The 24,922-nt window shown below is 70.7% G+C and carries 22 protein-coding genes; 11 read left to right on the top strand and 11 right to left on the bottom strand.

Features of this window, described 5'->3' with window-relative positions:
* Positions 1-20 precede the first annotated feature (20 nt).
* Positions 21-1,487: a glycoside hydrolase family 3 protein gene (locus WBK31_RS26475; protein WP_406673350.1), complete on the top strand. Its 1,467-nt coding sequence runs from the start codon at positions 21-23 to the stop codon at positions 1,485-1,487.
* Positions 1,488-1,722: 235 nt separating this feature from the next.
* On the opposite strand, the gene WBK31_RS26480 is transcribed toward WBK31_RS26475, so the two are convergent.
* The gene (locus WBK31_RS26480) at positions 1,723-2,904 is read right to left on the bottom strand and encodes an ROK family transcriptional regulator (RefSeq protein ID WP_364057286.1); all 1,182 of its coding nucleotides are present in this window, start codon (positions 2,902-2,904) and stop codon (positions 1,723-1,725) included.
* A gap of 183 nt (positions 2,905-3,087) precedes the next feature.
* Here WBK31_RS26480 and WBK31_RS26485 point away from each other — a divergent pair, with 183 nt between their 5' ends.
* Positions 3,088-3,537 carry an Rrf2 family transcriptional regulator gene (locus tag WBK31_RS26485; RefSeq protein WP_364057289.1) on the top strand — a complete coding sequence of 150 codons (450 nt, stop codon included), beginning with the start codon at positions 3,088-3,090 and terminating at the stop codon, positions 3,535-3,537.
* Positions 3,538-4,208: 671 nt separating this feature from the next.
* The gene (locus tag WBK31_RS26490) at positions 4,209-4,988 is read left to right on the top strand and encodes a DNA-formamidopyrimidine glycosylase family protein (protein WP_364057292.1); all 780 of its coding nucleotides are present in this window, start codon (positions 4,209-4,211) and stop codon (positions 4,986-4,988) included.
* On the opposite strand, the gene WBK31_RS26495 is transcribed toward WBK31_RS26490, so the two are convergent.
* The 6 genes from WBK31_RS26495 to WBK31_RS26520 form a co-directional block, all read right to left on the bottom strand.
* A complete protein-coding gene (locus WBK31_RS26495) occupies positions 4,985-5,341 on the bottom strand; it encodes a helix-turn-helix transcriptional regulator (protein ID WP_364057295.1) in 357 nt (118 codons plus the stop codon). The genes WBK31_RS26490 and WBK31_RS26495 overlap by 4 nt on opposite strands.
* Positions 5,342-5,627: 286 nt before the next feature.
* On the bottom strand, positions 5,628-6,119 hold the full coding sequence (locus WBK31_RS26500) for a nicotinamide-nucleotide amidohydrolase family protein (protein ID WP_364057298.1): 492 nt from the start codon (positions 6,117-6,119) through the stop codon (positions 5,628-5,630).
* 4 nt (positions 6,120-6,123) lie between these two features.
* On the bottom strand, positions 6,124-6,699 hold the full coding sequence (gene pgsA, locus WBK31_RS26505; RefSeq protein WP_364057301.1) for a CDP-diacylglycerol--glycerol-3-phosphate 3-phosphatidyltransferase: 576 nt from the start codon (positions 6,697-6,699) through the stop codon (positions 6,124-6,126).
* Entirely contained in the window at positions 6,696-8,105 is a 1,410-nt protein-coding gene (gene rimO / locus WBK31_RS26510; protein ID WP_364057304.1) for a 30S ribosomal protein S12 methylthiotransferase RimO, read from the bottom strand. Before rimO ends, pgsA begins: the two co-directional genes overlap by 4 nt.
* A gap of 81 nt (positions 8,106-8,186) precedes the next feature.
* A complete protein-coding gene (locus tag WBK31_RS26515; RefSeq protein WP_364057307.1) occupies positions 8,187-8,933 on the bottom strand; it encodes a RodZ domain-containing protein in 747 nt (248 codons plus the stop codon).
* 106 nt (positions 8,934-9,039) lie between these two features.
* A complete protein-coding gene (locus WBK31_RS26520) occupies positions 9,040-11,559 on the bottom strand; it encodes a DNA translocase FtsK 4TM domain-containing protein (protein WP_364057310.1) in 2,520 nt (839 codons plus the stop codon).
* A 201-nt stretch (positions 11,560-11,760) separates the two neighbouring features.
* Between WBK31_RS26520 and WBK31_RS26525 the strand changes: the two genes are divergently transcribed.
* Entirely contained in the window at positions 11,761-14,211 is a 2,451-nt protein-coding gene (locus WBK31_RS26525) for a SpoIIE family protein phosphatase (RefSeq protein ID WP_364057313.1), read from the top strand.
* On the opposite strand, the gene WBK31_RS26530 is transcribed toward WBK31_RS26525, so the two are convergent.
* The 3 genes from WBK31_RS26530 to WBK31_RS26540 all read right to left on the bottom strand — a co-directional run bounded on the left by WBK31_RS26530 (position 14,208) and on the right by WBK31_RS26540 (position 17,012).
* Positions 14,208-15,146 (bottom strand): aldose epimerase family protein, encoded by a 939-nt coding sequence (locus tag WBK31_RS26530; protein WP_406673351.1) that lies wholly within the window; start codon positions 15,144-15,146, stop codon positions 14,208-14,210. The genes WBK31_RS26525 and WBK31_RS26530 overlap by 4 nt on opposite strands.
* Entirely contained in the window at positions 15,143-16,105 is a 963-nt protein-coding gene (locus tag WBK31_RS26535; protein WP_406673352.1) for a LacI family DNA-binding transcriptional regulator, read from the bottom strand. The genes WBK31_RS26530 and WBK31_RS26535 overlap by 4 nt, the downstream gene beginning before the upstream one ends.
* A 112-nt stretch (positions 16,106-16,217) precedes the next feature.
* Positions 16,218-17,012, bottom strand: coding sequence for an NAD-dependent epimerase/dehydratase family protein (locus WBK31_RS26540; RefSeq protein WP_378787026.1), 795 nt, complete (start codon positions 17,010-17,012; stop codon positions 16,218-16,220).
* A gap of 135 nt (positions 17,013-17,147) precedes the next feature.
* On the opposite strand from WBK31_RS26540, the gene WBK31_RS26545 reads away from it, so the two are divergent.
* The 5 genes from WBK31_RS26545 (at position 17,148) to WBK31_RS26565 (ending at position 21,445) form a co-directional block, all read left to right on the top strand.
* Entirely contained in the window at positions 17,148-18,458 is a 1,311-nt protein-coding gene (locus WBK31_RS26545; RefSeq protein ID WP_364057325.1) for a sugar ABC transporter substrate-binding protein, read from the top strand.
* Positions 18,455-19,387: a sugar ABC transporter permease gene (locus tag WBK31_RS26550; RefSeq protein WP_364057328.1), complete on the top strand. Its 933-nt coding sequence runs from the start codon at positions 18,455-18,457 to the stop codon at positions 19,385-19,387. The genes WBK31_RS26545 and WBK31_RS26550 overlap by 4 nt, the downstream gene beginning before the upstream one ends.
* Positions 19,384-20,244 carry a carbohydrate ABC transporter permease gene (locus WBK31_RS26555; RefSeq protein ID WP_364057331.1) on the top strand — a complete coding sequence of 287 codons (861 nt, stop codon included), beginning with the start codon at positions 19,384-19,386 and terminating at the stop codon, positions 20,242-20,244. The genes WBK31_RS26550 and WBK31_RS26555 overlap by 4 nt, the downstream gene beginning before the upstream one ends.
* Before the next feature lie 67 nt (positions 20,245-20,311).
* A complete protein-coding gene (locus WBK31_RS26560; RefSeq protein ID WP_364057334.1) occupies positions 20,312-21,082 on the top strand; it encodes an IclR family transcriptional regulator in 771 nt (256 codons plus the stop codon).
* An 18-nt stretch (positions 21,083-21,100) separates the two neighbouring features.
* Positions 21,101-21,445, top strand: a complete 345-nt coding sequence (locus WBK31_RS26565) for a hypothetical protein (RefSeq protein ID WP_406673353.1) — start codon at positions 21,101-21,103, stop codon at positions 21,443-21,445.
* A 357-nt stretch (positions 21,446-21,802) separates the two neighbouring features.
* On the opposite strand, the gene WBK31_RS26570 is transcribed toward WBK31_RS26565, so the two are convergent.
* The gene (locus tag WBK31_RS26570) at positions 21,803-23,275 is read right to left on the bottom strand and encodes an aldehyde dehydrogenase (NADP(+)) (protein ID WP_364057340.1); all 1,473 of its coding nucleotides are present in this window, start codon (positions 23,273-23,275) and stop codon (positions 21,803-21,805) included.
* An 89-nt stretch (positions 23,276-23,364) separates the two neighbouring features.
* Between WBK31_RS26570 and WBK31_RS26575 the strand changes: the two genes are divergently transcribed.
* Both WBK31_RS26575 and WBK31_RS26580 read left to right on the top strand, forming a co-directional pair.
* Entirely contained in the window at positions 23,365-23,859 is a 495-nt protein-coding gene (locus WBK31_RS26575) for a hypothetical protein (RefSeq protein WP_406673354.1), read from the top strand.
* Positions 23,856-24,734: an enolase C-terminal domain-like protein gene (locus tag WBK31_RS26580; protein WP_378787024.1), complete on the top strand. Its 879-nt coding sequence runs from the start codon at positions 23,856-23,858 to the stop codon at positions 24,732-24,734. The genes WBK31_RS26575 and WBK31_RS26580 overlap by 4 nt, the downstream gene beginning before the upstream one ends.
* Positions 24,735-24,922: the final 188 nt, after the last annotated feature.

A 24,922-nucleotide genomic window follows, 5' to 3' on the forward strand; every position in this document is an offset into this window, starting at 1 on the left:
CCGCCAACTGATGAGGAGCCATGAGTCAGAGTGATCGGGGGCTGCGCCGCCTCGCGGCCGGCACGCTGCTCGTCGCCTTCCAGGGCACCACGGCGCCCCCGTGGGTGCTGCGCGAGCTTGAGCAGGGCCTGGGCGGCGTGACGCTCTTCGGGTTCAACGTGGCCGATCCCGGCCAGGTGCTCGGCCTCACCACCGCCCTGCGGTCCGCCGGCGAGCCCGTCATCTCGCTGGACGAGGAGGGCGGCGACGTGACGCGCCTTGCGTACCACGTCGGCAGCCCCTACCCCGGCAACGCCGCCCTGGGAGTCGTGGACGACGTGGAGCTGACCCGGCGCGTCTACCGCGCCATCGGCTCCGAGCTGGCCGCCTGCGGCATCAACCTCGACATGGCGCCGAGCGCCGACGTCAACAGCGAGGCCGACAACCCGGTCATCGGCACCCGTTCGTTCGGCCCCGAGCCGGGGCTGGTCTCCCGGCACACGGTCGCCGCCGTCGAGGGCCTGCAGTCCGTAGGCGTGGCCGCCTGCGTCAAGCACTTCCCCGGCCACGGCGCCACCCGGGTCGACTCGCACCTGGCCGTTCCCGTCGTGGACGTCGGCATGGACGTGCTGCGCGAGCGCGAGCTGGCGCCGTTCCGCGCGGCCATCGAGGCGGGGGCCAAGTCGGTGATGACCGCGCACGTCGCGGTGCCGGCGCTGACCGGCGACACGCCCGCCACGCTGTCCCCGGCGGCCCTGACCGAGCTCCTGCGGGGCGAGCTCGGCTACGACGGCGTGGTCGTCACCGACGCGCTCGACATGCACGCCATCACCCGCAGCGTGGGCCTGGCCGGTGGCGCGGTGCTCAGCATCGCGGCCGGGTCCGACCTGCTGTGCCTGGGGCCGCTGCCCACGTACGACGACGTGCAGGCCATCATCGCCGAGATCGTCGCCGCCGTGGGCGATGGGCGGCTGCCGGCGGAGCGGCTTGAGGAGGCCGCCGCCCGGGTCGCCGCCCTGCGCTCCTGGTTCGGCTCGGAAGAGGGGGCCCGAGCCGAGAACAGGGCCGAGCAGAACAGGGCCGAGCAGGACGTCGTCGGCCTGCACGCGGCCCGCCGCGCCGTGCGGCTGACCGGCCGGGCCGAGCCGCTCGTCGAGCCCCTGGTGATCGAGGTGGACACGCCGCCCACGATCGCCGTCGGCGACGTGCCGTGGGGCGTGGGGCCGTGGCTGCCGGACGCGGAGGTCATCCGCGTCAAGCCCGCCGCCGCGGACGCGCCCGCCCTGCTCGCCAAGGCCGCCGACCGGTCGCTCATCATCGTGGTCAAGGACGCGCACCGCCACGAGGACAGCCGCGAGCTGGTCTGCGCGCTGGTGACCGCCCGGCCCGACTCGATCGTCATCGAGATGGGGCTGCCGGTGTGGCGGCCGGACAGCGCCGCCTACATCGCCACGTACGGGGCCGCGCGCGCCAACGCCCAGGCCGCCGTCGAGCTGCTCACCGCCTGACCGCTTGAGGCCGTCCCGGCGGATGGCGGGACGGCCTCGAGCAGGGGTTCCAGGAAGGCGGAGCCCTCCAGGCCTCAGCAGGCCCGCAGAAAGGCGTCAGAGCGCGCCTGACGACCGTGAGGCGGGCTGCGCGGAGGCGGCGTGGCTCGGCGGCTCAGCGGCTCAGCGGCTCGGCGGCTCGGCGGCTCAGCGGCTCGGCGGCTCGGCGGCTCAGCGGCTCGGCGGCTCAGTGGCTTCAGTCGGCCAGGAGCTCTTCGCGGGCCTCTTCGAGCGCGGCCAGGACCGCGCCGCGCCGCACCGGGTTGTCGTCGGTGACCGTGGTGGTCACCACCTGGGGCCGCACCGGGCAGATGCGGGCCACCGCCTCCTCCACGCGGGACGTCAGCGCCTCGCCTCCGGCGTGCCCGACCTCGCCGGCCAGCACCACGAGCCCGGGGTCGAGGATCACGCACACCGCGGCGACGCCCAGGGCCAGCCGGTGGGCGATCTCGTCGAGCAGCGGCTCACCCTCGGCACCCGCCTCCACCGCGACCTTGACGCACTCGGTGGCGCTGCCCGCCGCGAACCCGTAGCCGCGCGCCAGCTCGGTCACCGCCTCCGCGCTGACCAGCGACTGCAGGCCGCCCGCCAGCGAGGGCAGCCGCCCAGGCTCGGTGCGGATGTCCTCGGGCAGCGGCACGCCGGGCACCGGCAGGTAGCCGATCTCGCCCGCGCTGCCCGAACGCCCGCGATGCAGCCGCCCGCCGAGCATGATGGCAAGGCCCAGCCCCCGGCTCGCCCACAGCAGCACGAAGTCGTCGAGCCCTTTGGCCGCGCCGTCGTGGCGCTCGGCGATGGCGGCGAGGTTGACGTCGTTCTCGATCGTCACCTTGCGCCGCAGGGCGCCCGCCAGCGCCTCGTGGATGCCCTCGTGCCAGCCGGGCAGGTCGAACGAGAAGCGCACGTCGCCGCTGCGCGGATCGACCACGCCCGGCGTGCCGATCACCACGCCGCGCAGCTTCGACAGGCTGAGCTTGGCCCCTCGGCACGCCTTGACGATGGCGTCGTGCACCACGGAGACCGGGTCGTCGTCGGCGCCCGGCTCGACGGTGACCTCGGAGACGGTGCGGCCGTGGATGTCGGCGACCGCCGCGGAGATCAGCTCGGGGCCCACTTCGAGGCCGGCGACGTACGCGCTGGAGGGGATCACGGAGTAGAGCGCCGCGTTGGGCCCCCTGCCGCCCGCCTGCGTGCCGACCACCTCGACCAGCCCGCGTTCCTCCAGCCGCGCCAGCGTCTGCGAGGCCGTCACCTTGGACAGCCCGGTCAGATCGCCGATCTGGCCGCGTGTCATGGGCCCGGTCTCCAGCAGCAGCTCCAGAGCGGCCCGGTCGTTGATCTCCCTGAGCAGTCTGGGCACACCAGGGCGTCGCTCCACGCTGAATCCCGCCGTCGCAACTCGAAGGGCTGTTATCGGAAAGGTTGTTGGAAGTTTAGCGCTCGACACCCCGCCCGCCGCCGCAGGTGACGCGTGGCCTGGTATGGCCGCGGATCACGGATTCCCGCCCGATCTGACGTCCTTGCGCCTAACCAGTCTTGACCAGGAGGGATAATCGAGAACATGCGCCTTTCCGCTCGTGTCGACTACGCCCTCCGTGCCGCCGCCGAACTGGCCGCCGCCGGTGCAGGCCCGACCACTGTGGGCGAGCTCGCCAAGGAGCAGGACATGCCGCCCAAATACCTTGAGAACATCCTGCTGCAGATGCGCCGCGCCGGGCTCGTCCGCGGCCAGCGCGGCCCCGAGGGCGGCTACGTGCTGGCGCGTCCGGCGGGCGAGATCTCGCTGGCCGACGTCATCCGCGCCGTGGACGGCCCGCTGGCCAACGTGCGCGGCGAGCGTCCCGAGCACGTCGGCTACCGCGGGCCCGCCGAGTCCCTGCAGCAGGTGTGGATCGCGCTGCGGGCGACCGAGCGTGCCATCCTCGAGGAGGTCACGCTCGAACACGTGGCCACGGGTGCCCTGCCCGAGCGCGTCCGCCAGCTCGCCGCCGACCCCGCCGCGTGGGACTGAGCGCCGCTCTCCCGCGCCCGGCGTCACTTCCTGAAGAAGCCATAGGGCGACCCCGTCCAGCTCGTCCCTGGAGGCGCTCAGAAGCGTTCTGACGGGCTTTCCCGTGGCGTCCGTCACGACGATGCGGGCCCGGCCGCCCTCGGGTACGGTGGCAATCAGGTGGCGCTCGTCCAGCCGGCCGTGGAAGGCGGCGCCGTCCGGCCGCCGGGCCTCGCCCTTCCTGGCGCCGGTCCGCTCGTCCCAGAAGCAGATGTCCCGCGACCGTCCCGGGAACGTGGTGGCGAAGACCGCCCCGAGCGGCGCGGCTCCTCATGGTCGCCGCCCACGAGAAGCGGCGTCCTGGCGGCTCCTACGCACGCCGGCCCGGCCTGGTGCACCGCGACGAGCGCGGCGATGGTCCCGGCCGTCAAGCCGGTGCCTCCCCGCTCTCCGAGCGCCCCAGGAACACGTATGGCGCCGGCCGCCCGGCCAAGCGGCGGCCCGTGACCTCATGTCGGATCCCCCGCAGGTGAATCCGTGATCTCCGGCATGCCCTGCTCAAACCCTTCGTCAAGGCGAAGTCGAGAGCGTCATTACGACGAGCACGATCACGGAAAGCGATGATCCGCCGGAATCGTCACGGAGAGTACCCGGCGGCGCACGCAGGCGCGGGCGATTCCTAGACTGGGGGCGTGCCCGAAGGAGACGCCGTCTACCGCACGGCCGCGCGCCTGAGGGGCGCGCTCGACGGCCGTGTGCTGGTCCGTTCGGACTTCCGCGTCCCCCGGTACGCCACCGCCGACCTGTCGGGACGCGCGGTCATCACCACGCTGTCGCGCGGCAAGCACCTGCTCACCCGGGTCGAGGGCGACCTGACGGTGCACACGCATCTGCGCATGGACGGCAGCTGGCGGGTCATGCCGGCCGGCCGCCCCACCAGGCCCGGCGACCAGGTGCGGCTGATCCTGGCCAACGAGCGGTGGCAGGCGGTCGGCCTGAAGCTGGGGATGGTCGATCTCGTCAGGACGGCCGACGAGGGGCGGCTCGTAGGCCATCTGGGGCCGGATCTGCTCGGCCCTGACTGGGACATGGACGAGGCCGTGCGGAGGTTGCGAGCGGAGCCCGGCAGGACCATCGGGGAGGCGCTGCTCGATCAGCGCAACCTGGCCGGGATCGGCACGATCTATCGCGCCGAGACCCTTTTCCTGCGCGGGATCTGGCCGTGGAAGAAGGTCGGGGAGATCGAGGATCTCGAAGGGGTCGTGTCACTCGCCCAGCGGCTGCTGGAAGCGAACAAGGGGCATGCGGGCACGGTGACCACAGGGGATCGCCGCCCAGCGAACGCGACCTGGGTCTACGGCAGAGCCGGCAGGCCATGTCGCCGATGCGGCACCCGCATCAGCCGTGGGGAGATGGGGGCGCAGCCACAGGAACGGCTGATCCTGTGGTGTGCGAGCTGCCAGCCTCGCTAGGCAGCCACCATGTCCTTGACCTCGGGGAACACGGAGTCGGATATCGACCCCGGAACCGACTCGGAAAGGGCCAGGCGCTCGTGCTCGGGCACGTCGGCCAGCACAGGGGCAGCCTGCAGCTCCGCCAGCGCGAACTGGTCGGAGACCTCACGCAGCACCTGCGAAAGGGGCACGCCGAGCGCGCCGCAAATGGACGCGAGCAGCTCGGACGAGGCTTCCTTCTGGCCGCGCTCCACCTCGGAGAGGTAGCCGAGCGAAACCCGGGCCAGCGTGGACACCTCGCGTAGCGTGCGTCCCTGCCGGACCCGCAACCGCCTCAGCACGTCGCCGAGCAGCTGACGCAGCAGAATCATCTGTCGCTCCCTCCCCGGCGCGGATGACTTCACCACGCCCCGCGCGATCGGATCGTGCCGCACATCGGTCTTCTTAGCTTCGTACATACTCCTCGCCGTCATCATGGGGCGTCGCCGGCCCTGAACCGCCGCTCGTGGCTCGTTGCGCGACTCATCAGGCCCGCCTGCCGGGCGCTCGGTGCTTGCAGTTGGCTCACGGACCTCACTCACAGCTCCACCGTACCCGTATCCACCGACACCGCGTCAGACCGCACATCGCATGTTCGCTCGGGACGTAACACGGTAATCACCCGGAATGTTCCCCTATGTTCGCCTTCACCACACCTGACAGGAGATCGACTGCCTCGTCCACCGTCTCTACCCTGATACGTTCGCGCGACCCCTCCAGTCTCAGTTCCCGCGTCCATTTCCGGCCGCCGGGCCCCGCGACCGCGACGTAGACGGTGCCCACGGGCTTGCCGTCCTGCGGCTCCGGCCCGGCCACCCCGGTCACGGCCAGCCCGTACGTCGCCCCGCACAGCCGTGCCACCCCGGCCGCCATGGCGCCGGCGACCTCGGGGTGCACCGCGCCCTCACGCCGCAGCAGCTCCGCGGGCACGCCCAGCAGCTCGTGCTTGAGGTCGGTGGCGTAGGAGAGCACCCCGCCGCGGAACGCCTTCGACGCCCCCGGCACCGAGGTGATCGTCGCCCCGATGAGCCCACCGGTCAGCGACTCGGCGACCGCCATCGTCGCGCCGGCGCCGACCAGCAGGTCGAGCATCTCGGCCGCATCCGCCATCGTTTCACTGCCCCTCACGCGCCCGCTTGGCCACTTTACGCAGCCGGACGGCCCGGACGACATAGTCGATGCCCGTGCCCACGGTGACCACCACGGCCGCGCCCATCACCGCCCACCGTACGGGATCAGGCACGAACGGCAGCAGATACAGCACGATGGCCGCGATCTGCAGCACGGTCTTGACCTTGCCGCCGTAGCTGGCCGGGATGACCGCATGCCGCAGCAGCACGAACCTGAGCGCGGTGATGCCCAGCTCCCTGCCGAGGATGACGAGCGTGACCCACCAGGGCAGCTCCTGCAGGATCGACAGGCAGATCAGCGCCGCTCCGGTGAGCGCCTTGTCGGCGATCGGGTCGGCGATCTTGCCGAAGTCGGTGATGAGGCCGTAGCGCCTGGCCAGCTCGCCGTCGAGGTGGTCGGTGATCGAGGCCACCGCGAAGACGGCCAGCGCGGCCACCCGCCAGCCCGTGCCAGGCATGAAGAGACAGACGACAAAGAAGGGGACGAGCGCCAACCGGAGGACCGTGAGGACGTTGGCGATGTTCCACGGGCTGACGACCCGGCGCTCGTCCCTTTTCATGGACCGGCCTTGATGCGCGCGATCAGGTCGACGCCCTCGGCGTCGACCGCGACCGCGCGGACGATCTGCCCTCTGACCAGGCCGATGCCCTGAACGGTGACCGAGCCGTCGACCTCGGGCCCCTGGTGCGCGGCCCTGCCTTCGTAGCCGCCGTCGCCCAGGTCTTCCTCGATCAGCACGTCGAGCTCGGTGCCGATGCGCTCCTCCGCGCGCTGGGCGGTCAGCTCTTCGGCCAGCTCGGTGAGCACGCGCACGCGCTCGTCGATGACCTCCTGGTCGAGCTTGCCCGGCAGGTTCGCCGCCTCGGTGCCGTCTTCGTCGGAGTAGCCGAACACGCCGATCACGTCGAGCCTGGCCTCCTCGAGGAAGCGCACCAGGTCGGCGAACTCCTCCTCCGTCTCGCCGGGGAAGCCCACGATGAAGTTGGAGCGCACGCCCGCCTCGGGAGCGCGCTCGCGGATGCTCTCCAGCAGGCCGAGGAAGCGCTCGGGGTCGCCGAAGCGGCGCATCCTGCGCAGGACGGTGCCGCTGGCGTGCTGGAAGGACAGGTCGAAGTAGGGGGCCACGCCGTCGGTGCCGGTGATCACGTCGATCAGGCCGGGACGCAGCTCGGCCGGCTGGAGGTAGCTGACCCGCACCCGCTCGATGCCTTCGACGGCGGCGAGCTTCGGCAGCAGCTTCTCCAGCGACCTGAGGTCGCCCAGGTCCTTGCCGTAGGACGTGGAGTTCTCGCTGACCAGGACGAGCTCGCGCACGCCCCTGTGGGCCAGCCAGTCGGCCTCGGCCAGCAGCTCGTCCGGCCGGCGCGAGACGTAGGAGCCGCGGAAGGCCGGGATGGCGCAGAACGTGCAGCGCCGGTCGCAGCCGGAGGCCAGCTTGAGCGAGGCCACCGGGCTCTCGTCGAGCCGCTTGCGCAGCACGCGCGGCCCGCTGGCCGGCGCCAGGCCCTCGGGCAGCTCGCCGTGGCCGGGGATGGCGGTCCTGGGGGCCGCGGCCCGCTCGACCGGCGTGATGGGCAGCAGCGTGCGGCGGTCACGCGGCGTATGCGGCTTGAGCGGCCGGCCCGCCACCACGTCGTCGAGCCGATCGCCGATCTCGGCATAGTCGTCGAACGAGATGACCGCGCTCGCCTCGGGCAGCGCCTCGGCCAGCTCGTTGCCGTAACGCTCGGCCATGCAGCCCGCGGCGACCACCTTGGCGCCGGAGTCGGCGGCGGCGAGGAGCGTGTCGATCGAGTCTTTCTTGGCCGACTCGATGAAGCCACACGTGTTGACGACGACGACCTCGGGGTCGTCGTCGTCGAGCTGCCAGCCGGCAGCCTCGAGTCGCGCGGCCAGCTCCTCGGAGTCGACCTCGTTGCGTGCGCAGCCCAGAGTGATCAGCGATGCGGTTCGGCGGGATGACATGGTGAACACTACGGTATCGGGAGTTGGCCACCACCCGATGCACTGGCTCCCCGCCGGCCGCCCCAGAGGGCCCTGTGACGGCTATCTCGACTGGGGTTTCTGCGGCCCGAACGAGCGCCGCACGACCTCTCCCCGGCCACCGAGACCCTTCACCTTCTTGCCGTTGACGTGCAGCGTCACCGCTCCTGCGTCGGCCAGCAGCACGTTGACCTTGTTCGGCGCCCGCCAGGTCGAGGTCTTGCCCGCCTTGAGCGTGCCGGCGAAGAGCTTGCGCCCCTCGGCGTCGTGCACGTTGACGTACGACGACCGCTTGGCCTTGATACGCACCGTGACCATGTTCTTGGCGTTCTTGGCCGCCGCGTTCGACGGCGACGGCCTCGGCGTCTCGGTGAGCGGGGTGTTGGGCGGGACGCTCGGCCGGGCCGACGCGGCGCGCATGTCGCCCGTACGGACCTGGTCGCCGCCCCCTCCCAGCACCCGCATCATGCCGAAGACCACCACGATCGCCAGCGCGAACCCGAGCGCCATCGTCCAGTTGGGCCCCCGCCGCTCCGGCAGGTTGATCTTGCGGTCGGCCTGGAAGACCGACGACGCCGGCATGGGCTGCGGAGCCCCGCCGTGCTGCTGGTCATAGAGATGGACGATGGCCTCGGGGTCGAGCCCCACGGCCTTGGCGTACGCCCTGACGTGCCCTCTGGCGTAGAAGGCACCTCCGCAGTCGCCGTACTCGTCCCGCTCCATGCCATGGATGATCGCCTCGCGAATCCTGGTCGCCGCACTGACCTGCGCGACCGTCAGCCCTGCCGACTGCCTGGCTGCCGCCAGCATGGCCCCGATGCTCTGCTCCTGCACAGCGAACGCCCCCCACCACACCGACTACTCTTCGTGGTAGGAGATATTCAATCAGTTATCGCCGTGCAAGCACGCATTGGGGTCATTCGCCACGCAGGCTTGCCAGCAAACCGGGGAGGTCGTCGGGCTTCAGGAGCACCTCGCGGGCCTTCGAGCCCTCGCTCGGGCCGACCACGCCGCGGCTCTCCAGCAGGTCCATCAGGCGCCCGGCCTTGGCGAAGCCGACCCGCAGCTTGCGCTGGAGCATCGAGGTCGAGCCGAACTGCGTGGTCACGATCAGCTCGGCGGCCTGGATGAGCAGGTCGAGGTCGTCGCCGATGTCCTCGTCGATCTCCTTCTTGACGGGGGCCGCCGTGACGTCCTCGCGGTATTCGACCTGCATCTGCTCCTTGCAGTGCTTGACGACCTCGGAGATCTCCTTCTCGGAGACGAACGCGTTCTGGATGCGGATCGGCTTGCTCGCGCCCATCGGCAGGAAGAGCGCGTCACCCTGGCCGACCAGCTTGTCGGCGCCCGGCTGGTCGAGGATGACCCGGGAGTCGGTCAGCGAGGACACCGCGAACGCCAGCCGCGACGGCACGTTGGCCTTGATCAGGCCGGTGACCACGTCGACCGACGGCCGCTGGGTGGCGATCACGAGGTGGATGCCGGCCGCGCGGGCGAGCTGCGTGATGCGCACGATCGAGTCCTCGACGTCGCGCGGCGCGACCATCATCAGGTCGGCCAGCTCGTCCACGATGACCAGCAGGTACGGGTACGGCTGGTAGACGCGCTCGCTGCCGGGCGGCGGCTGCAGCTTGCCCGCACGCACGGCCTTATTGAACTCGTCCACGTGCCTGAAGCCCGACGCCGCCAGGTCGTCGTAGCGCCGGTCCATCTCCCCCACCACCCATTCGAGGGCCTCGGCGGCCTTCTTCGGGTTGGTGATGATGGGGGTGATGAGGTGGGGGATGCCCTCGTACACGCTGAGCTCGACCCGCTTGGGGTCGACCAGCACCATGCGCACCTCGTCGGGGGTGGCGCGCATGAGGATGCTGGTGATCAGGCCGTTGACGCAGACGGACTTACCGGCGCCGGTGGCACCCGCGATGAGCAGGTGGGGCATCTTGGCGAGGTTCGCCACGATGGTGCGGCCCTCGACGTCTTTGCCCAGGCCGACGATCATCGGGTGGTGGTCGGCCTGCGCCACCTGGGAGCGCAGCACGTCGCCGAGCGCCACGAGGTCCTTGTCGGCGTTCGGGATCTCGACCCCGATGGCCGACTTGCCGGGGATAGGCGACAAAATCCGGACGTCGGCGGACTTGACGGCGTACGCGATGTTCTTTGTGAGCGCCGTGACCTTCTCCACCTTGACCGCGGGCCCCAGCTCGATCTCGTAGCGCGTCACCGTCGGGCCCCGGGTGAACCCGATGACCTGCGCGTCGATGCCGAACTGCTCCAGCACGCTGGTCAGCGCGTTGACCACCTGCGTGTTGGCCTTGGTCTGCGGCTTCGGCGGGGTGCCCGGCTTGAGGTAGGACAGGTCGGGAAGGACGTAGGGGCCCGCCTGGGGCGACAGCACGAGCTGCTCCACCTTGCGGGGCGCGGGCGTGGGCAGCGGCGGCTCAGGACGCCTCTCGGCCTCGGGAGCGGGCTTGTCCTCCTCGCCGGTCAACCCGGGCACGATCTCCGGCGAGTGGTCGGTGCGCTTGTCCTTCTCGGCCAGCACCGGCGTGTCGTACGGCTTGATGCCGTCGCCGCTCTCGCCGCCGTCGCCGTCGTCCGGCTTCTTCGTCCTGACCCGCTTCTTGGGCTGCGGCTTCGGCGTCGCCGGCTCCGCCTGCCGCTCGAACAGCAGGTGCTTGAGCTCGGCCAGCCGTTCGGGGATGCGGTGGACGGGCGTCGCGGTGATCACCAGCACCCCGAACCCGGACAGGAGCAGCAGCAGCGGGATCGTCACCCACGCGGGGAGGATGCTCATGGGCGGCGCAGACACCAGGAACCCGATCATGCCGCCGGCCGCCGACACCTTGTCCATGCCCTGGCCCTCGCCGGCCGGGTAGGGGGTGCCGTTGGAGACGTGGATGACGCCGAGCACGCCGACCAGCAGCGCGGCCCAGCCGATCACCATGCGGCCGGTGTCGGCGTTCTGGTCGGGATGGCGCAGGTAGCGCCAGGCCAGCAGGCCGAGCAGCAGCGGCAGCACCCAGGCCAGCGAGCCGAAGATGCCGCGCACGGCCGCGTTGACCGCCCCGGCCACCGCGCCGTCGGAGGTGCGCCAGGTCATGGCCGCGAGCACGATCGCGCCCGCGAGCACGGTCAGCCCCACGCCGTCACGCCGATGCGCCGGGTCGAGCTCGCGGGCGTTCTTGCCGACCGCCCGCGCCGCGCTGCCGATGCCGTTGGCGAACAGCATCCACAGGCCCACGACCAGCTTGCCGAGCATGGTGAACACCCACGTGATCGGATCGGGGTGGGTCACCGGGGGTTTACGGCCGGACGCGGATCCCTTCGCCCTGGGCCGTCCCGCCGGCGTCGCCCCGCGCTTGGCGGGGGTCGAGCGAGACGAGGTCGACCGCTTCGCCGGCCCCTTCGATGCGCTTTTCGGCGTACGGGTGGCCATGATGCCAAAGGTACGACGGAGACACCCCGGTACGCGCGTAGGCTCGCCGGTGTCCTGACACGCGGACGCCCGAAAGGTGACCGCCCACCTGCCCGAAGGCGATCATGGCGGCCTTTTCACAACCGGAGGTATCAACGGCATCAGTCTGCCACTCTGAGAGTGACCGAACTGACACATCGAGTGATGTTCTAGGACGGCAGAGTGGACACGACCAGAGTGTCGAGCACGGCCTTCGACGGCACTCCGCAGGCACCGGCGCACGCGCGCAAGTTCGTCCGCCAGGTGCTCGGCGAGTGGCGCCTGAGCCATCTCACCGAGGACGCCATCCTGCTGACCAGCGAGCTCGTCACCAACGCCGTGGTGCACGCGGGCACCGGCGTCGAGCTGACCTGCCGGCTCGACGTGGGGGCGACGCCGGCCAGGCTCGAGATCGAGGTCGACGACCACCATCCCGCCCGCGCGATCCCGCCCGCCGCGGGCCTGCCGTCCGGCGAGGCGGCCTCCGGGCGCGGCCTGGCGCTGGCCGGCATGCTGGCCGACGCGTGGGGCGTCACCTACACCCAGCGCGCCAAGCGGGTCTGGGTGCGCATGGAGATCGGCGACGGCTACGAGCCGCACGAGCCTGCCGCCCAGGCGCCGGGCGCGCCGTCCGCGGTGCCGCTGGAGACGCTGCGCGTGGGCGTGCTGGTGGCCGATCTCGACGGCGTGGTGGAGTCCTGGAACTCCGAGGCGGAGCGGCTGCTCGGCTGGCGGGCCGACGACGTGGTGGGCCGGTCGCTGAAGGATGTAGTGGCCTGGCAGGGCCACGGGCCGTACGCGCTGTCGCTGATCGACACGCTGGCGCTGTGCCGGTGGCGCGGCGAGGCGCGCATGCGCCACCGCGACGGCGGGCTCGTCCCCGTCTACGTCTCCCAGCTGCGCACCCACGGCCACACCGGTGAGCGCAGGTCGATCTGGATGGTGGTGCCCGCCGAGCACCGCACCGTGCTGATGCCGCCCGCGGCGCCGATGCGCGGTGAGGCGGGCCGGCGGATCAAGGAGCTGCTCGACCGGGACATGCCGTTCGCCGAGCTGCTGGAGACGGTCGCGCGGATCGTCCACGTGTCGAGCGGCGGCGACGCGGCGTACGTGCTGCTGCCCGCCGAGGGCGGCGACAGGTTCGGGGTGGCGGCGGGCGCGGGCGGGACGGCGGGCCTGGTCGGGGCGCTGCCCTCAGGGATGTTCGGGCCCGAGCGCAGGACGCCGGTGCTGTCGGACGATCTGCTGGCCGGCGACGTCGAGCTGGCCGACCGGCTCAAGGCCAGGTCGATGGCGTGCGCGCCGCTGCTGGCGGGCGACGAGGTGATCGGCTACCTGGTGGCGACCGCGGCCGGGCCCGGCCGGTTCGACCGGGATCTGACGCTGAGCCTTGAGCACGTCGCGGCCCAGGTGTCCGCCCCGGTGCAGCGGGCCCGGCTGGCCGAGCAGGACAGGGCGCATCGGGGGCGGCTGTCGTTCCTGGCCGAGGCGGGCGAGCTGCTGGCGGGCGTGCAAGACGAGGAGCTGATCGCGGCGCTGACCGCGCAGCTCGTGGTGCCCAAGATCGCCACGTGGGCGGCCGTCTATCTCACCGACCTGACCGGGATGACCAGGCTGGCGCACGTCTGGCACAGCGACGAGCGCAACAACGCCGAGCTGCGCGCGTCGCTGCCCGCCATCCCCCGCACGGCGCTGGATGAGGACTCCTGGCCGATCGGCGAGGAGAACGTGCTGGCGTTCCCGCTGCTCACGCAGGGCAGGTCGTACGGCACGCTGGTGATCGGCCGCAGCGAGCCGACGCTGCCGCTGGAGCTGGCCGACCTGCTGTCGGACCTGTGCCGGCTGGTCTCGCTCAACCTGCACACCGCGATGCTCTACGCCCGCCAGGCCACCACTTCGCGCGTGCTGCAGCGCAGCCTGCTGCCGATGCGGGTGGCACCCGTGCCCGGCCTGGAGTCGGCGGTGGTCTACGAGCCCGCCGAGGAGGGCGCCGACGTCGGCGGCGACTTCTACGACCTGTTCACGGTCGGCGACCACTGGTGCTTCGCGCTGGGCGACGTGTGCGGCAGCGGCCCCGAGGCGGCCGCGGTGACCGGGCTGGCCAGGCACGCCGTACGCCTGCTCGCCAAGGAGCACTACACGGTGGCCGACATCCTCGACCGGCTCAACAACGCGCTGCTCGAGGAGGGCGACGAGGGCAGGTTCCTCAGCCTGCTGTACGGCGAGCTGACGCCGCTGCCGCAGGGCGGCGCGCTGTGCACGATCGCCTCGGCCGGTCACCCGCCGCCGCTGCGGCTGCGGCCGGACGGCGAGGTCAGCGCGATGGCGACCCCGCAGCTTCTGCTCGGCATCGAGGCGGGCGCCCGCTTCCACGTGGAGACGTTCGAGCTGGCGCCCGAGGAGGTGCTGCTGTGCGTCACCGACGGGGTGACCGAGCGGCGCAACGGCGACCGGCTGCTCGACGATGACGACGGCCTGGCCGCGCTGCTGTCGGGCTGCACGGGGCTGAGCGCGCACGGCGTGGCCGAGCGGGTGCGGCACGCCGTCGAGACGTTCGCACCCGAGCCGTCGCAGGACGACGTGGCCCTGCTGGTGATCAGGGCCGCCGCCGCCCTGCCCCGCGACGCGGGCTAGATGAAGCGGTAAGTGGTGGTGGAGGTGCGGCGCTCGCCCGGCCGCAACACCGTGGAGGGGAACTGCGGCTGGTTCGGCGAGTCGGGGAAGTGCTGGGTCTCCAGGCACAGCCCGGCGAACGGCCCGTACGGCGTCTCGACCCCGTCGAGCATGCTTCCCGCGTAGAACTGCACGCCCGGCTCGGTGGTGGTGACCTCCATGGTCAGGCCGCCGCCGGCGACCGTGATGCCGCCGTTGAGCACGAAGCAGTGGTCGTAGGCGCCGTCATAGCGCTCGCCCACGGTGTGCGGCTCGGTGAAGTCGAACGGCGTGCCCTTGACCGGCGCCAGCTCGCCCGTGGGGATCTTGTCGGCGTCCACCGGCAGGTAGTGGTCGGCCTCCATGCGGATGACGTGGTCGAGGATGTCGCCCTCGCCCACGCCCTTGAGGTTGAAGTACGAGTGGTTGGTCAGGTTGACCACGGTCGGCGCGTCGGTCTCGGCGGTGTAGTCGATGCGCAGCGCGTCGTCCTCCAGCGTGTACGTCACCGACGCGGTCAGCGTGCCCGGGTAACCCTGGTCGCCGTCGGGGCTGACGAGCGTCAGCGTCACCGACGCGTCGCCGCGGTCGGCGATCGTCCACACCTTGCTGTCGAAGCCCTCGGTGCCTCCGTGCAGGCTGTTCGGGCCGTTGTTGACGGGCAGCCGGTATTCGGTGCCGTCGAGGGTGAAGCGGCCGCCGGCGATGCGGTTGCCGTAACGGCCGACGACGGCGCCGAAGTAGCGGCTGCGGGTGCGGTAGTCGTCGAGCGTGTCGAGCCCGAGCACGACGTTGCGGCCCGAGACCTCCAGCGTGCGCACGATGGCGCCGTACGTGAGCACCTCGGCGCGCAGCCGCCCCGACGACAGCTCCACCTGCTCGACCTGCCGGCCAGACGGCAGCGTTCCGAAGATCATTTCTGTGCCCTTCCCGTGGACTCGCGGACAATGAGGGCGGTGTCGAGGGTCACCGTCGCGCCCTCGCCCCCCGACTGCAGGAGCAGATCGACCGCCATTCTGCCCGCCTGCACGGCCGGCATCGCGACCGTGGTCAGCTTGGGGCGGTTGAGCCGCCCGGGCAGGATGTCGTCGAATCCGATCACGCTTATCTGGTCCGGCACCCCGATCTCCATCGCGGCCAGGCCCTCGATGAGGCCGAGCGCCACGAGGTCGTTGTAGGCCAGCACGGCGGTGGCGCCGCAGGCCGCCACCTCGGGTGCCACGGACAGCCCGCCCGCCTCGGTCGGCTGGTTGGGGCCGAAGAAGATCAGGTCCAGCCCGGGGGTCTCGGCGGCCACGCCCTGCATCTCGTTGCTGGTCCAGGAGCCGATCGGGCCGGAGACGAGCGCGATCCTGCGGTGGCCGAGCCCGGCCAGGTGCTCAAGCGCGAGCTTGGCGCCCTGGGCGACGTTCATGAGCACGGCGGGCATGCCCTTGATGCGCCGGTTGATCACCACGAACGGCACGTCCTCGGCCAGGCGCTCGATCGTCTTGTTCGACAGGCGGGGGCTGCACAGCAGGACGCCGTCCACCTGCTTGGTGAACGTCCTGATCAGCTCCTCCTCCACGCGCGGGTCCTCGTCGGTGTCGGCCACGAACACGTGGTAGTCGCGCCCTCTGGCCTGCGCCTGCGCGGCCTTGATGAGCGGCGGGAAGAACGGGTTGGCGATGTCGGCCACGATGAGGCCCATGTTGAACGTGCGGCCGGTGGTGAGCGCCCTGGCCGCCCGGTTGGGCCGGTAGCCGAGGTCGTCGGCCGCCGCCAGCACGCGGCTCCTGGTGGCGGGGTTGACCAGGTGCGGCGCGGAGAAGGTGCGCGACACGGTGGACACGTGTACGCCGCAGGCACGGGCCACGTCCTTGATCGTCGCCGCCATCGCCGTCCTCCCTTGCAAACGGTTGCCACTGTAAACCCTGGCCTTGCCGGATAACGGCGTCAAGGTTTGTGCAACCGGTTGCTACAACGGGCGGCGCGTTGTCACGCCGGGTTCACCACTTCCCGCCGAGCTCGTTGAGGGTGAAGATACCGCCGGCGCGGTCGTGCACCGGGTCGCTGAGGTCGGGCTCGCCCTGCTCGGCGATGAGCGCGGGGGCGAACTGCTCGGAGGAGTCGCGCGAGACGTACCCGATGGCCTTGGCCTCCTCAAGCGACCACCAGCGGCGCGGGCTGTCGGAGACGCCCCAGACGACGTGGTAGCCCTCGGCGGTCAGGCCGGCCTTGACGAGCCGGGTCAGGTCGTCGGGAGAGATCCAGGTCGCCAGGCCGCGGGTGTCGACGGGGCCCTCGTTGCAGGTGCCGAGGCGGATGACGGTGATGTGCATGCCGAAGCGGTCGTGATAGAGGCTGCCGAGCGCCTCCATGACGACCTTGCTCACGCCGTAGAAGGTGTCGGGGCGCGGGAAGGCGTAGTCGGGCAGGTCCGCGCCGTCCTTCGGGCGGGTGTGGAAGCCCGCGGCGTGGTGGCTGCCCATGAGGACGAGGTGCTGGACGCCCTCCGCGCGTGCCGCTTCCAGCAGCACCTGCGTACCATCGATGTTGGCACGCACGATGTCGGCCCAGGGGTGCTCCCTGCTCTGACCGCCGAGGTGCAGCACCGCGTCCACGCCCTTCATGGCCTCGGCCACGGCGCCGGGATCGGCGAGATCGGCCGTCACCCATTCTTCGCCGGGACCCGGCTCCACCGGATGAATATCGGAAAGCCGCAGCGTACGACCTTCGCGGGCGAGCCGGGGCCGGAGCAGCTTCCCGACCTTTCCCGCGGCTCCCGTCATGAGAATGCGCATGACTCCATGGTGTACACGATTCTGATGCAAATTCACATCCTTGAATGTTGACCGTGAGCCATGCCACGGTTACGTTCACAGACAAACATTCAAGTGCACGACTCGCGTCCACGTATGTGAACAGGAGGCGGTCTGATGTCACGTCGTTTGCTGGGGGTCGCGCTGGCCGCGACCCTCGCCGCAGGACTGACAGGCTGCGGTTCCGGGGATTCGTCAGGTTCGGGCAACACTTTGGAGATCTGGATCAGGCAGCCGCCCGATTCCGACTCCGCCAAGACCGCCAAGAAGCTGGCCGACGCTTTTACCAAGGCCAGCGGGGTGCCGACGAAAGTCGTCGCGCTTTTCGATGACTTCGAGACCAAACTGAATCAGCAGGCCGCGCAGCGCCGCCTTCCCGACATCGTGATCAACGACACCGCGCAACTCGGAAACATGGTGTCACAGGGCTGGATCCAGCCGGTCGACAAAGCCGGCCTCGCGGGCGCCGACCAGCTCGCAGAAACCGCGTGGAAGGCCGCCATGGGCAGCGACGGCAAGTATTACGCCGCGCCGTTCTCCGCCCAGTCGTTCGCCTTGATCGTACGTAAGGACTGGCGTGAGAAGGTCGGCTTGGAACCGCCCACGACCTGGGACGACCTGACGAAACTCGCCGTCGCCTTCACCGAGCGGGACCCCGACGGCAACGGCGAGAAGGACACCTCCGGCTTCGTCGCCCCCGCGGGCACCAAGCGCGGCTACGCCTCCTGGTACGCCTCCTCCCTCATCTACGCCAACGGCGGCGACTTCGTGACCGCCACGGGCAACGGCAAGTACGCCGCCACCGTCAACGACCCCAAGACCGTCGAGGCCGTGCAATACCTGCAGGACCAGTTCTGCAAGACCAAGACCGTCAACCCCGGCGCCGTCAGCAACGACACGACCGTCACCCACGAGGTCTTCGAGAAGGGGCAGGGCGGGATCTACCTGGTCGGCCCGTACGTGCTGGCGCGGTTCGTCAACAGCATCGGCTCCGACAAGATCGAGGTGCTGCCCGTGCCGAAGGGCCCGTCGGGCGGCCCCGGCACGCTCGGCGAGGGCGAGAACGTCTACATGATGGCCGGCTCCGAGAACCCGGAGGGCCAGAAGAAGTTCGCCGAGTTCGCCATCTCCCCCGAAGGCCAGCGCATCGGCATGAACAAGGACGCCAACGGCGCCATCGTCCGCCTGCCGGTGAACACCACCGTGGACATGTCCGCCGAGCGTCAGGATCCGCGCTGGAAGGTGTTCCAGGAGTCGTACGAGCACGCGGTCTACGCCCCGCCGGTGCCCAACTGGGCGCCGATCCGCCAGACCTCGGCGGACGCCATGAACGCCGTGTGGGCCGACTGCTCGGCCGACGTCAAGACGGCCATGGATGAGCTCAACACCAAGCTCACCCAGGAACTGCAGAGCCAGAACGCCTCATGACCTCCACGCTCACCCCGGCGCGCGGCCGGACGGCGTCCCCTGCCGGCCCCACCCGAGCGGTGCGCTGGCGAGGGCCGCTGATCGCCTGGCTGTTCCTGGCGCCCGCGCTGCTGCTCTTCCTGTACTTCAAGTTCATCCCCATGTTCGTGGGGCTGTGGAAGAGCCTGTTCAAGGTGCAGACCTTCCTCGGCGACGAGTGGGTCGGCCTGAAGAACTACGAGACCATCGTCACCGACGACGAGTTCGCCTCGGCCATCTGGCACAGCGTGGTGCTGGCGCTCGGCACCACGATCGGCTCCATCGTGCTCGGCCTGTGCCTGGCGCTGCTCATCGAGGGGCCCGCCCGCTACCTGTGGTTCGTCAGGACCGCGGCCTTCCTGCCGGTCGTCACCACGATGGCGGCCGTGGCCGAGGTCTGGCGCATCATGTTCCACCCCGCCGACAGCGGCATGCTCAACACCATCATCGGCTGGGCCGGCATCGACCCCCAGCCCTGGCTGGCCAGCGAGAACTCCTCGCTGTGGTCGATCATGCTGATGAGCATCTGGCGCGGGACCCCGTACGACATGATGATCTTCCTGGCCGGGCTGGTCGGCGTGGACCGCGCACTGTACGAGGCGGCCGCCGTGGACGGCGCCTCCACCTGGCGGCGGCTGCGCCACATCACGCTGCCGGCGCTGCGGCCGGTGTTCTGGATCCTGTTCACCCTCGCCGCCATCCGCGGGCTGCGGGTCTTCGTCGAGGTGTACGTGCTCACCAACGGCGGCCCGAACGGCTCGTCGGAGGTGCTGATGACGTTGATCTACAAGCTCGGCTTCCAGAAGAACGAGCTGGGCGTCGCCTCGGCGGGCGGGATCGTGCTGTTCGTCGCCACGCTGGTGCTCACCCTGATCGTGCAGATGCTGCGCAGAAGGCAGGCCGCATCATGACGTTCGACAGCGCGCTGGGGCTGGAGGCCCGGCGGGGGCCGCTAGCCCGCCTGGCCAAGGTCATCATCTACGGCGCCATGGTGATCGTGTTCACCGGGCCGCTGGTCGGGCTGCTGATGAGCGCGTTCAGCAAGACCCTCGACCCCACCTCCTTCTCCCTGTGGCCGGACGAGTTCACGCTGGAGAACTTCATCCAGGCCAAGGACAAGAACGTCTACCTCTACCTGCTGAACTCCTTCATCGTCGTCGGCTTCGGGCTGCTGCTGCAGATGCTGGTGAGCGTCTTCGCGGCGTACTCGCTGGCGCGCAAGAAGTTCCGCGGCATGACGTTCGTGATGCTGCTCATGCTGACCACGATGATGCTCCCCGAGGAGATCATCGCGATCCCGCTCTCGCTCGTCCTGGCCGACATGCCGCTGCTGAACGTCAACCTCATCGGCACCTACGCCGGGATGATCCTGCCCGTCGGCGCCTGGGGCTTCTCCATCCTCGTCATGACCGAGTTCATGAAGGAGGTGCCGGTGGAGCTGGAGGAGGCCGCGCGCATCGACGGGGCCGGCGAGCTGCGCATCTTCGCGACGATCATCGTGCCGCTGTGCCGCCCGGCGCTCGGGGTGATCGGCGTGTTCGGGTTCACCATGATCTGGGACCAATACCTGCTCCCGCTCATCGTGGCGCCGGAGTCGGACATGTGGACCCTGCCCATCGCGCTACGCTCACTCCGCTCGGACGAGGAGGTCGGCATCGGCGTGCTGCTCGCGGCGTCGTTGCTGGCGCTGCTGCCGTCGATCATCGCGTTCCTCGCCTTCCAGCGGCAGTTCATGCGCGGTCTCACCAGCGGCGCGGTCAAGGGTTAGGCATCCATGTATCTGGACGTCATCCAATATCCTGGATGTTCGAAGCCGCCGAAGGATACGAGATGGGATGAGCATGGAGCAGCCCCCGCTGGTCAAGTCCGCGGAGCGGACCGTACGCATCCTGGAGACGCTCGCCGAGTCGCACGACCACCTGACGCTTTCGGAGCTGCAGCAGCGCACCGGGTTCCCGCGCAGCAGCCTGCACGCTCTCATGCGCACGCTCGTCGAGCTCAACTGGGTGGAGACCGACTCCGCCAGATCCGCCTTCGGAATCGGGCCCCACGCGCTGCTGACCGGCACCGCCTACCTCGATAAGGACCCCGCGCTGCCGTTCGCCCAGGACTGCCTGGAGGACCTGCGTGACGAGATCGGGCAGACCGTGCACTTCGCGCGGCGTGACGGCGCCCACGTCCTCTACCTCGCCACCCGCGAGTCCCGCGAGGCCGACCACGTCATCCCCCGCGTCGGGCGCCGGCTGCCCGCCCACGTCACCGCACTCGGCCAGGTGCTGCTGGCCCAGCTCACCGACGACGAGGTCGTCGCCCTGCTCCCCTCGCCGCTGGTCGCGCTCACCGAGCACACCATCACCGACCTGACCAAGCTCACCGACGAGCTCGACCAGGTCCGCACCCGCGGCTGGGCCTACGAGCGCGAGCAGGGCACCCCCGGCGTCGCCTGCGTGGCCGTCGCGGTCGACTACCGCATCCCGGCCACCGACGCCATCAGCTGCTCCATGCCCGCAGGGCTGCCCCGCTCCGAGGTCGAGCAGATCACCGAAGCGATCATCAAACACACCCGCAAGCTGGCTGCCACCCTGCGCAGGGAGGGCATCCGCTAGCCCAGGGAAGGACCGTCGATGCGGTCAGACGGCGTACTCGTCCTCCCCGTGACCCCGTTCGGCCCCGACGGCGGGCTCGCCGAATCCGTACTCGCCCGCCACGTGGCCGACGGCGTCGCCGCCGGAGCCGGAGGAGTGTTCGCCGCCTGCGGCACCGGCGCCCTCACTCCGGCGAGCACCAGCGGGTCGTCGCCACCGCCACCGCGGGACGCGTCCCCGTCTTCGCCGGAGCCGACGGCCTGCTGCGCACCGCGCGTTCCCTGGCCCGCGCCGCCGCCCCCCGCGGGCGCCGACGGCCTGCTGCTCATGCCGCCCTACCTCGTCACCGGCCTTGTTACCGGCCCGAAGCTCACCACCACCTGACCCCCGACACCCCCTTCACCGCCCGCCTGACCCCGCACACCCTTCACCGCACGCCTGACCCCGCACACCCTTCACCGCCCGCCTGACCCCACACGCCCTTCGCCGGCACCTGACCCCGCACGCCCTTCAGCCGGCACCTGACCCCGCACGCCCTTCGTTGGCCCCCGCCCCCGCACACCGGCCGACCGCTGACCGGTAGCCGCTCGCTTCGCGGCGCGCGTTGCCCACCGTCCGGCCGTCCGGCGACGCCTACAAAGCACCCTCCGGCGACGCCTGGAAACGACGAAAGGCCCGCCGAGCCGGGTCGAGGTGCGACCACGCACCCTCATCCCCGTTCGGCGAGCCCTCCTGTCTACGTCAGCTCACCTGGAGCCGGCCGTCCACCCGGCGCGGGATGGACAGCGGGTTGGCGTCCTTGAGCTCGTCGGGCAGCAGCTCCTCCGGCCAGTCCTGGTACGCGGTCGGCGCGACCCACCGCTCGATCGCGGTCGCACCGACGGACGTGGTGGTCGTGGTGGCGGCCGGCCAGGGCCCGCCGTGGTGCATGGCCCAGCAGACGGCGACGCCGGTCGGCCAGCCGTTCCAGATGAGCCGCCCGGCCTTCCTGCCCAGGACCTCGACCACCTCGGCGGCCTCCTGCGGCTCCGTGCTGTGCACGCTCGCCGTCAGCGACCCGTCGAGCCGCTCCAGCACCGGCCGCAGGTCGGCGACGTCGCGGTAGGTGACCACGATGGACGCCGGGCCGAAGCACTCCTCGCCGATGGCGGGCAGCTTGGCCGCGAACGTGTCGAGGTCGGTGGTGAACACCTTGGGCGTGACCGCCCAGCTCCCCTCCCCCGGCTTGCCCTCGGCCAGGAGCTGCAGCTGGCTCAGCCGCTCGACGCCGCCCAGGTAGTTGTCGCGGATGCGCTCGGCCAGCATGGGCCCGCCGGTCGTACCCTCGACGGCCTCGACGATCGCCTTGCGCAGCTCGTCGCCCTCGGGCACGAACAGCAGGCCGGGGTTCGTGCAGAACTGTCCGACTCCGAGCGTCAGGGACGCGGCGAACCCGGTCGCCACTTCCTTGGCCGGCGCCGACGGCAGCACGACCACGGGGTTGACGCTGCCCAGCTCGCCGTAGAACGGGATGGGCGTCTCCCGCTCGTCGATCAGCTTCTGGATGGCCTTGCCTCCGGCCACCGACCCGGTGAACCCGGCCGCTACCACGCTGGGGTGCTTGACCAGGTCGACGCCCGCCTGCATGCCCTGCACCAGACCGAGCAGGTCGGGGTTGGGCAGTGCCTCGCGCACGATCTTCGCGACCCGCTCGGAGGTGTTGGGGTGCCCGGGGTGCGCCTTCACGACCACGGCGCAACCGGCCGCGAGCGCCGAGGCGGTGTCGCCACCGGCCACCGAGAACGCGAACGGGAAGTTGCTCGCCGCGAACACCGCGACCACACCCGGCAACGCCTGCTTCACCCGGCGCACGTCGGGCCGGGGCGGCGTCAGCGAGGGGTCGGCGTGATCGATGATCGCCTCAAGGTAGCCGCCGTCCCTGATGACCTCCGCGAAGAGCCTGAACTGGCCTGCCGCACGCGCGACCTCGCCGCGCAGGCGTCCCTCGCCGAGCGCGGTCTCCTGGTCGGCGAGCCGCCACAGCTCGTCAACGTGAGCGGAGAGCGCGTCGGCGACGGCTTCAAGCGCGACGGCACGCTCGGCGGCCGGAGTCGCCCGCCACGCCGCTCCGGCAGCGGCCGCAGCGGAAACGATCCTGTCGACACCGGCGCTGTCGGTCTCGGGCAGGGCGGCACCCACGGTTTCGCCGGTCCTGGGGTCGTGTCCGTAGATCATCGAAAGGCCCTTCGGAGTCTTGACACTTCTTCAGCCTGATTCTTACAGTTGCGGCAACTTGTCCACAAATCTGGCCATCGTTCACATATATGGACGGCGAGCGAATGATCATTCGGCAGATCCATGTAACTCCCGTCGCCTTCAGGGATCCGCCCCTCCTCAACGCCGCCGGAGTCCACGAGCCGTGGGCTCTCCGTACCATTGTCGAGGTCGTCACCGACGAAGGCCTGAGCGGGTTGGGCGAAACGTACGGTGACCTGCGGCATCTCGCCAAGGTACGCGACTGCGCGAACGCTCTGGTCGGGCTCGACGTCCACGCGCTCAACGAGATGTACGCCAGAGTCGCCGCCACCATCGGCGCACCGCCGGCCGCCCATGGAGGCGGCCCGTCCGACGAGCAGACCGATGCGGCGGCGAGGAGAAAACCGACCGGCGACGCCACGAAGGAGACGACGTCAGCCGAGGGCGCCACGAACGAAAGCCGGCCGGCGCGACCACGAAGGAGAAGACGGTCGACCGCGTCTTCTCCCCCTTCGAGGTGGCCTGCCTCGACATCCGCGGCAAGGCGGCCGGCGTTCCGGTGAGCGATCTGCTGGGCGGCCGGGTCAGGGACGCCGTCCCGTACAGCGCGTACCTCTTCTACAAGTGGGCCGGCCACCCGGGCGAGGAGCCGGACCGCTTCGGCGCCGCCCTGGACGAAGCGGGCATCGTACGGCAGGCGAAGCTGCTCATCGACGAGTACGGCTTCCAGTCCATCAAGCTCAAGGGCGGCGTCTACCCGCCCGACCAGGAGATCTCCGCGATCAGGGCGCTGCACGAGGCGTTCCCCGGCGTACCGCTCCGCCTCGACCCGAACGCCGCCTGGACGGTGCAGACCTCGATCCGCGTGGGCCGCGAACTCGACGGCGCGCTCCAGTACCTGGAGGACCCGACGCCGGGCATCGAGGGCATGGGCGAGGTCGCCGCCGCCGTCCCCATGCCGCTCGCCACCAACATGTGCGTGGTCGCCCCCGAACACTTCCCGCCCGCCATGGCCGCCCGCTCCATCGGCGTCCTCCTCCTGGACCACCACTACTGGGGTGGTCTCGTACGCTCCTCGCACGTGGCCGCCATGTGCGACGCCTTCGGCCTGTCCATGTCGATGCACTCCAACTCCCACCTCGGCATCAGCCTGGCCGCCATGACGCACCTGGCCGCCGCCACGCCGAACCTCACGTTCGCCTGCGACACGCACACCCCCTGGCAGGACGGCCAGGACGTGGTCGCGCCCGGCGCCCTGCGCTTCGAGAACGGCGCCGTCCCCGTTCCCACCGCCCCGGGTCTCGGCGTGGAACTCGACAGGGACGCGCTGGCGGTGATGAACGAGCAGTACGAGAAGTGCGGGATCAGGAAGCGGGACGACACGTCGTATATGCGACGCTTCGACCCGTCCTTCACCGCCAAGCGCCCCCGCTGGTAACCCCACCCACCTCAGGCTGGGAAGGTAGGACCCCCTCAGAACACGGACACCACGCACCCACCCCCACAGGGGACTGCTCAGTAAGGAGAGGCCCCCGCCCACAGGGCAGAAACACCACCACCCACCACCGACCGAACCACAGCCGAGCCGAAACTCCCCCACCCACCACCGACCGAGCCAAAACACCA

The sequence above is a fragment of the Nonomuraea sp. N2-4H genome (assembly GCF_045291505.1).
In the GTDB taxonomy this organism is placed as follows: Bacteria; Actinomycetota; Actinomycetes; order Streptosporangiales; family Streptosporangiaceae; genus Nonomuraea; species Nonomuraea fastidiosa.

Coding starts and splice junctions, on each gene's coding strand:
- WBK31_RS26475 (WP_406673350.1), top strand. CDS start 21: ATGAGTCAGAGTGATCGGGGGCTGCGCCGCCTCGCGGCCGGCACGCTG.
- WBK31_RS26485 (WP_364057289.1), top strand. CDS start 3,088: ATGCGCCTTTCCGCTCGTGTCGACTACGCCCTCCGTGCCGCCGCCGAA.
- WBK31_RS26495 (WP_364057295.1), bottom strand. CDS start 5,341: ATGATTCTGCTGCGTCAGCTGCTCGGCGACGTGCTGAGGCGGTTGCGG.
- WBK31_RS26500 (WP_364057298.1), bottom strand. CDS start 6,119: ATGGCGGATGCGGCCGAGATGCTCGACCTGCTGGTCGGCGCCGGCGCG.
- pgsA (WP_364057301.1), bottom strand. CDS start 6,699: ATGAAAAGGGACGAGCGCCGGGTCGTCAGCCCGTGGAACATCGCCAAC.
- rimO (WP_364057304.1), bottom strand. CDS start 8,105: ATGTCATCCCGCCGAACCGCATCGCTGATCACTCTGGGCTGCGCACGC.
- WBK31_RS26515 (WP_364057307.1), bottom strand. CDS start 8,933: ATGCTGGCGGCAGCCAGGCAGTCGGCAGGGCTGACGGTCGCGCAGGTC.
- WBK31_RS26520 (WP_364057310.1), bottom strand. CDS start 11,559: ATGGCCACCCGTACGCCGAAAAGCGCATCGAAGGGGCCGGCGAAGCGG.
- WBK31_RS26530 (WP_406673351.1), bottom strand. CDS start 15,146: ATGATCTTCGGAACGCTGCCGTCTGGCCGGCAGGTCGAGCAGGTGGAG.
- WBK31_RS26535 (WP_406673352.1), bottom strand. CDS start 16,105: ATGGCGGCGACGATCAAGGACGTGGCCCGTGCCTGCGGCGTACACGTG.
- WBK31_RS26540 (WP_378787026.1), bottom strand. CDS start 17,012: ATGCGCATTCTCATGACGGGAGCCGCGGGAAAGGTCGGGAAGCTGCTC.
- WBK31_RS26545 (WP_364057325.1), top strand. CDS start 17,148: ATGTCACGTCGTTTGCTGGGGGTCGCGCTGGCCGCGACCCTCGCCGCA.
- WBK31_RS26550 (WP_364057328.1), top strand. CDS start 18,455: ATGACCTCCACGCTCACCCCGGCGCGCGGCCGGACGGCGTCCCCTGCC.
- WBK31_RS26555 (WP_364057331.1), top strand. CDS start 19,384: ATGACGTTCGACAGCGCGCTGGGGCTGGAGGCCCGGCGGGGGCCGCTA.
- WBK31_RS26560 (WP_364057334.1), top strand. CDS start 20,312: ATGAGCATGGAGCAGCCCCCGCTGGTCAAGTCCGCGGAGCGGACCGTA.
- WBK31_RS26565 (WP_406673353.1), top strand. CDS start 21,101: ATGCGGTCAGACGGCGTACTCGTCCTCCCCGTGACCCCGTTCGGCCCC.
- WBK31_RS26570 (WP_364057340.1), bottom strand. CDS start 23,275: ATGATCTACGGACACGACCCCAGGACCGGCGAAACCGTGGGTGCCGCC.
- WBK31_RS26575 (WP_406673354.1), top strand. CDS start 23,365: ATGGACGGCGAGCGAATGATCATTCGGCAGATCCATGTAACTCCCGTC.